Origin of the sequence: uncultured Campylobacter sp., from assembly GCF_938018035.1 — a bacterium.
GTDB lineage: Bacteria > Campylobacterota > Campylobacteria > Campylobacterales > Campylobacteraceae > Campylobacter_B.
Map to the genome: position 1 here is coordinate 1 of NZ_CALIJF010000047.1, position 6,301 is coordinate 6,301.

Below are 6,301 nucleotides of genomic sequence, written 5' to 3' on the forward strand. Positions count from 1 at the left end.
AAAATAATATTAATAGGATCGATTTTATTAAATTAATTTTTTTAAATAGCGATAAAACTTTTATTTATCACTCTCCATCAATGGTAAAAAGAATTGCATTGCTTTTTTCAAAAATATTTAGAGGAAATAAATATATTATAGTTTCTCATGGAGAAGGTTTGCAAAATAGTTATAAAAATAGTAATTTTATAATGAAATTTTTATTAAAAAATGCCATTTTTAAATCAGAATATATACAGGTAGTAGGTCCTCATCTTGTAAAATTCTTACTTGATTTAGGGCTACAAAATGATAAAATCATAGTAAAAAATGCTTTTTTACCACCTATATTGTGTGATGAAGAAAGCATATTAAAAACCTATCCGCAAGAAATTTTCGATTTTATATCAAAAAAAGATAAGTTATTGGTAGCGAATGCGTCTAGTTTGGTTTTTTATAAAAATACCGACTTATACGGACTTGATATGTGTATAGAACTTACGGCTAAGCTAAAAAATGTCTATCCAAATTTAGGGTTTATTTTTGCGCTAGCAAATGAAAAGGTTAATACGGAGTATATAGATAAAATGCATCTGCGTATAAAAGAGTTAAATTTAGAGGAAAATTTTTATTTTCTGACTGGGCAAAAAGAGCTTTGGCCTATATTTAAAAAGGCTAGTCTAATGATAAGACCTACGAATACCGATGGGTATGGTGTTAGTATTGCAGAAGCCTTATATTTTGGATGTCCTGCGATAGCAAGCGATGTATGTGATAGGCCAGAGGGAACAATTTTGTTTAAAAATAGAAATTTAGATGATCTGTGCGATAAAACAAAAAGGGTTTTGGATGCAATGTAAATTTTATAAGGACTTGGTTATTGATTAATAGTTACTTATTTAAAATATTAATTTTATTATATTAAGGATGGATAAATATCATGATTGATAAAGCAAAATGGTTTCTAGATAAAATTTGTCCTATCATATTGGGGATAGATGATATTACAAATTCAATATGCCATTCGCGTTTCCTAAGAGAACAGTGCGATTGCGGCTATCTTGGGCTAAATAATAATGGCATATATGATTATTTTATGAATTATCTATTAAAAAAATACCCAGAAATTAGAGTTACATATTTTTTAGTTATGGGACCTAGCTCGGCATATCTTGATGGCGCCAAAACCGATACTATATATAAAAATGATGGCTTTTTAAGATTATTGCAAACCATTCTAGATAGATCTGATGAGATAGCATACCATGGACATAATCATGGATATTCCAATGCTACATTGATGGATAGAAAATGGTGTAGAGAATTTGAGCAGTATTCTCCGGGTGAGTATTTTAATATTATAAAAAATGATTTAGATCTTTTCAAAAAAACATTTGGCTACCAAATTTTAGGAGGAAGAACTCCATGCTATAGTTTTAGAGAAGATTTGGTTGGAGGACTAATTGACTTAAAATTTCGTTGGTGGTCCTTTGACTTTAAGCCTTTTACCAATAATATTTCTTTGAAGTATGGCGATGATAAAATTATAGAAATGCCGTCAAATATAAGCGGCGATGCTTTTATATATGGAGGAAATGCAATAAAAAGTAAAATTAAGCACTTGCTAAATATCGTAAAGATAGAAAAAATGATGAAAAGTAGATATGTGATTAGTATAGCGGAGCATTTTATGAATGCTAGACCAGATGGAAAGAGGCAAACACCAAATGTTTATGATGACATAAATTCTTTAGATTTTCTTTTTGGATATCTAAGAAATAAAGATGTTTGGTATGCTACTTTTAGCGAATGTGCGGGTTATTATGAAAGCTATAATAATACCGATATTTTAGATGTAGGAAATGGAGTGTTTGAAATAAAATACAAAGGCGATTGGAAAATGTTTCTAACATTTATCTCAGATAATAGATATTTACAAAATATACAAACTAAAGAAATTTATGAAGGCTTTATGAAAAATAATAGATGGCTTTTTAATGATTTGGTTGAAGGAGTATATAAGGAGCATAAGGGTGTATTTTGATAGGCATTTTTCTCTGATTACCGGATATAGATTTTTGTTAAAAGACGTTATAAAATATATAGCGACAATAGATTCTTTTTTTGATTCTAAGTATAAAATTTTAGATATAGGTTGCGGGAAAAAACCATATAAGAAATTACTAAAAAAATCCGATTACGTAGGTCTTGATGTGTGTGAATGCGAATATGCAAATCCGGATATAATAGGTAGCTCTGAAAATATCCCTTGTGATAATTCTAGTTTTGATGCAATTATGACAGTTTTTGTTTTAGATGATTCTTTTTATATTAAGAAGACTTTTTATGAAATTTCAAGAGTGCTTAAAGATGGTGGGTATTATTTCGCTCTTGAGGCGCAAAATGCAAGCATACATAATCCCCCCTTTGATTTTTTTAGATTTGCTCCAAATGCCATGATTAAGCTAGCAAAAGAAGTAAATTTGGAACTTATAAGATATGATACGTATGGCGGAGACTTTGCAAACGTAGGCTTTTGTTTTATATCAATTATACGAAATACACTAAGTAGTCTCAGGATAGAACCCATTTTGGGTCCTATATTTTACTTACCGATAAACGTAATTTTTAGACTTTTAGATTTAATAGGTAGATTAAAGGTATTTAAAAACAAATATAAAAATAATTCCTTGGGGTATTTCTACGTTTTTAAGAAAGTAGAGAATGCTTAAAAAATTTATTAAGACAATATCTTTATATGCTATTTTCTTAATGATTGAAAAAATTTTATCGGTACTATTTTTTTCATATATCGCCCATACCTTAAGCATGAATGATATGGGTGTATATGGACTTTATATGACCATATACGTATTTTTATCTTTTTTGCTATCTCTCGAATTTAAATCGGGATATGCAAGATATTACTACGAATATTATACAGAAGAATCCAAATATAAGCTATTTTGCGGTATCGTTAATGTTACATTTCTTTCTCATGTAATTATGGGCATATTGTTATTGTGTATTATAAATTCTTTTAATTTATTGAGTTGGAAAATTTTTATTGCTTTGGCTATTTTATCGTTTTCTGATAGCCTGATATATCTTATACAGTATCAAAAAAGGTTAGAAGAAAAGGATATGCAATATGGAATAATTATAATTGGTAAGATACTCTTAACAATTATATTTTATTTTATTATAAAAAGTTACGATATGGAGGGTAGTGCGATCGATATAATATATGCTATGTTGTTTTCTAGCACAGTTGTCTCCCTGGTTAGTTATTTTAGCTTTTTTATTAAAGGTTGGCTATTTGGCGTAAATTATCATATTACAAGGAATTCCTTTTTATTTTCCATAAAAATTGCGCCCGGTATTGTCGGGTCATACCTATCATCATTAAGCCCGCAATTTATCATTGATAAAGTTTTTTTAAATAGAGAATTTAATGGAATTTTTTCGGTTTATCAAAAAATCGCATCAACTATTTATATTATGTTCGATCCGCTTTATATAGTTTTTTCTCAGAGAGTCCTTAAATTTTATAAGGAAAAGAATTTTATCGGAATCTATAAGATGATGCTTAATATAATTTTTAACGGATATGGATTTATGATGTGCATTTTTATTTTGGGCTCATATTATGTCGTATATATATTTGCGGGAGAGAAATATATAGAGTATCAGCACTTCCTATTCATATTTTTATTCAGCGGATATTGCACATTGATTTCGAGAATTCTTGAATTAAATATCCAGATTTCTGGGAAAAGTCATTATTTTTCTTATTTGGAGATATTTGTAGGAGCGCTAAGCGTATCTTCTCTTTTGTTTTGTGCATATTATTTTGAATTTTACTTCTTTATATATTGTATAGCGGTTATTTCATTTTTTAGATTCGTTGTATATATGATAGTTTCCAAAAAAATATATCCAAAATTATTTTTAGGGTATTTTTATTATTTGTTATTTTTATTCTTTCCTAGTATAATTTATATCTTTAAAATATTTGACATGCTATCGGAAGTTTTATTATTTCTATTAACTCTGATTTTTTATAGCTGGTTGGCTATTAGGGCAATCAAAGAATACAAAAGCTGTCCGCGTATAGGGGAAGCATAATGTTATATTATCTAAAGCGACTATATTCTACTCCATTTCGCATAGTTTTAATAAATTTATTTAACAAAATAACTGTTTTTTTAAATAACTTTATTAATCGCTGCATTGATCTTATAAATAAAAATACTCACATAAATTTTAACATTCCGATCATAAAAAATAGCTACATAAATATAAAAGAGCTCGACCTGTCAAATATCGATCCGGATGCCGCAAAATATCTATCTAAAATGTACATTGAACATAAATTTGATCTGCTCGGTAGCGGCTGGGTAAAAAATAGCTATGATAGCGCGGCGCTCGGGCTTGAGGGCTACAAATACGATATGAACGTCACCGCGCCCGCAAACGCGCTAGAGGGCTACGAGCTGATTGATTGGCAAAAGGATTTTAAAAGCGGCTTTCGCTGGGATGAAAAAAAATGGTACAAAGATCAGCGCATAGCCCATAAGCCCGGTAGCGATATAAAAGTGCCGTGGGAGCTTGCGAGATTTCAGCACTTGCCGCAGCTTGCTATTTTTGCGATGGCGAATCCGAGCTTAAAAGAGCAAAATTTAAAAGAATTTAAAAACCAAATTTTAGATTTTATCCGCAACAATCCGCCTAGAATGGGCGTAAATTGGACCTGCACGATGGACGTGGGTATCAGGGTCGCCAATATGCTGGCGGCTTACGATATGTTTTGCCAGATGGATGAGGGCGGAATTTTGGATCAAAATTTCAAGCAGACCTTTTCAAATAGCGTCTACGAGCATGCGCTTCATATCGTAAATAATCTGGAGTATTCGCCGCATCTTACGTCAAATCACTATCTAAGCGATATCGCGGGTTTGCTGCAAGCTTGCGCGTATCTAGACGGCAGCGGCGAGATGGACGCATGGCTGGCGTTTGCCGTACAAGAGATAATCTGCGAAATGAAAAAGGAATTTTACGAAGACGGCGGAAATTTCGAGAGCTCTACGAGCTATCACCGCTTAAGCGGCGAGCTAATGGCGTATGTTACAGCTCTGATACTGGGTTTAAAAAGCGAAAAAATTTCATCGTTAAAAAATTACGACGCAAAGCTTTGGCGCAAAAAGCCGAAACTCTTGCCGCCGGAGGAGCAGGAATTTAAAATTTTAAACGAACAAATAGCGCTGCCGCAGTGGTTCATGGACAGGCTGTATAAAATCGGCAGATTTACCGCGGACATTACAAAACCAAACGGCGAAGTGCCGCAATTCGGCGATAACGACAGCGGCAGGTTTTTTAAATTTAGCCCAAACGGCGAGTTCTTGAGTAGCGAACAAGCCGCGCGAAAATATCTAAATTTAAGCGGCTTTGAGGGCGGCAACGAGCCGTTTTGGGACGAAAATATCTTAAACCATTCCACGCTAATTAGCTGCATGGGCGGGATTTTTGACGATGAGATATTTAAAAACTGTTTTTGCTTTGAGAGGAGCTTTATCCGCTCGCTTGCTGGGCGCACGCTGCAAGTAGGCGATAAAACATACAAAAGCCAGGTCGCTTCGGGCGTGAAATTCGGTGAATTGCCGCACCGAAAAAGTATGGAATTTAAAATTCCAAATTCGCAAGAGATCAAAAATATATTTTATCCGGATAGCGGAATTTTTATTTTTAAATCAGGTAATTTTTACCTCGCTATCTGCGCTACGCCGCTTGGACAGAATGGCCACGGCGGACACACGCACAACGATAAGCTAGGCTACGAGCTGTGGATAGACGGGCTGGATATAGCAAGAGATCCCGGCACCTATCTTTATACTCCGATCCCTAGCAGAAGAAATGAATTTCGAAGCGTCAGAGCGCACAACGTGCCGATTATAGGCGATTTGGAACAAAATAGTTGGGGCGAAGGGGCGATCGGATTATTTGGAATGTTTGCGGAATGCAGATGCGAAGTGGCGGATTTTGGAGAAAATTTTATAAGCCTCGCTGCAGAATACAAGGGCGCAAAAATTATTAGAAAATTTGAGGTAAAAGAGGGCAGGCTGGAGATTATCGATATGGCAAATAGAGAATTTTATTATAGTAAATTTGAGTTATATTCAAATGGATATGGGAAGTTGATGAAAAATGTCTAAAAAAGTTTTAATGGCCGTTGCGAATTACTATACTTCGCCGTTTCAGGTCGGCAGTCATCACTATGCCAGAGCGTTTGAAAAGCTAGGGTATGAGGTGCTTTTTATCTCAA

5 protein-coding genes are annotated in these 6,301 nt (G+C 33.4%); all 5 read left to right on the forward strand.

What is annotated here, in order from left to right:
* Positions 1-839: glycosyltransferase (locus Q0257_RS01550; protein ID WP_298020707.1), on the forward strand; the 839-nt coding region annotated here is incomplete at its 5' end.
* A gap of 80 nt (positions 840-919) precedes the next feature.
* Entirely contained in the window at positions 920-2,023 is a 1,104-nt protein-coding gene (locus tag Q0257_RS01555) for a hypothetical protein (RefSeq protein ID WP_298020710.1), read from the forward strand.
* A complete protein-coding gene (locus Q0257_RS01560; RefSeq protein ID WP_298020713.1) occupies positions 2,013-2,711 on the forward strand; it encodes a class I SAM-dependent methyltransferase in 699 nt (232 codons plus the stop codon). The genes Q0257_RS01555 and Q0257_RS01560 overlap by 11 nt, the downstream gene beginning before the upstream one ends.
* The gene (locus Q0257_RS01565; protein WP_298020716.1) at positions 2,704-4,107 is read left to right on the forward strand and encodes a hypothetical protein; all 1,404 of its coding nucleotides are present in this window, start codon (positions 2,704-2,706) and stop codon (positions 4,105-4,107) included. The genes Q0257_RS01560 and Q0257_RS01565 overlap by 8 nt, the downstream gene beginning before the upstream one ends.
* Positions 4,107-6,191: an alginate lyase family protein gene (locus Q0257_RS01570; RefSeq protein WP_298020719.1), complete on the forward strand. Its 2,085-nt coding sequence runs from the start codon at positions 4,107-4,109 to the stop codon at positions 6,189-6,191. Before Q0257_RS01565 ends, Q0257_RS01570 begins: the two co-directional genes overlap by 1 nt.
* Positions 6,192-6,301 lie beyond the last annotated feature (110 nt).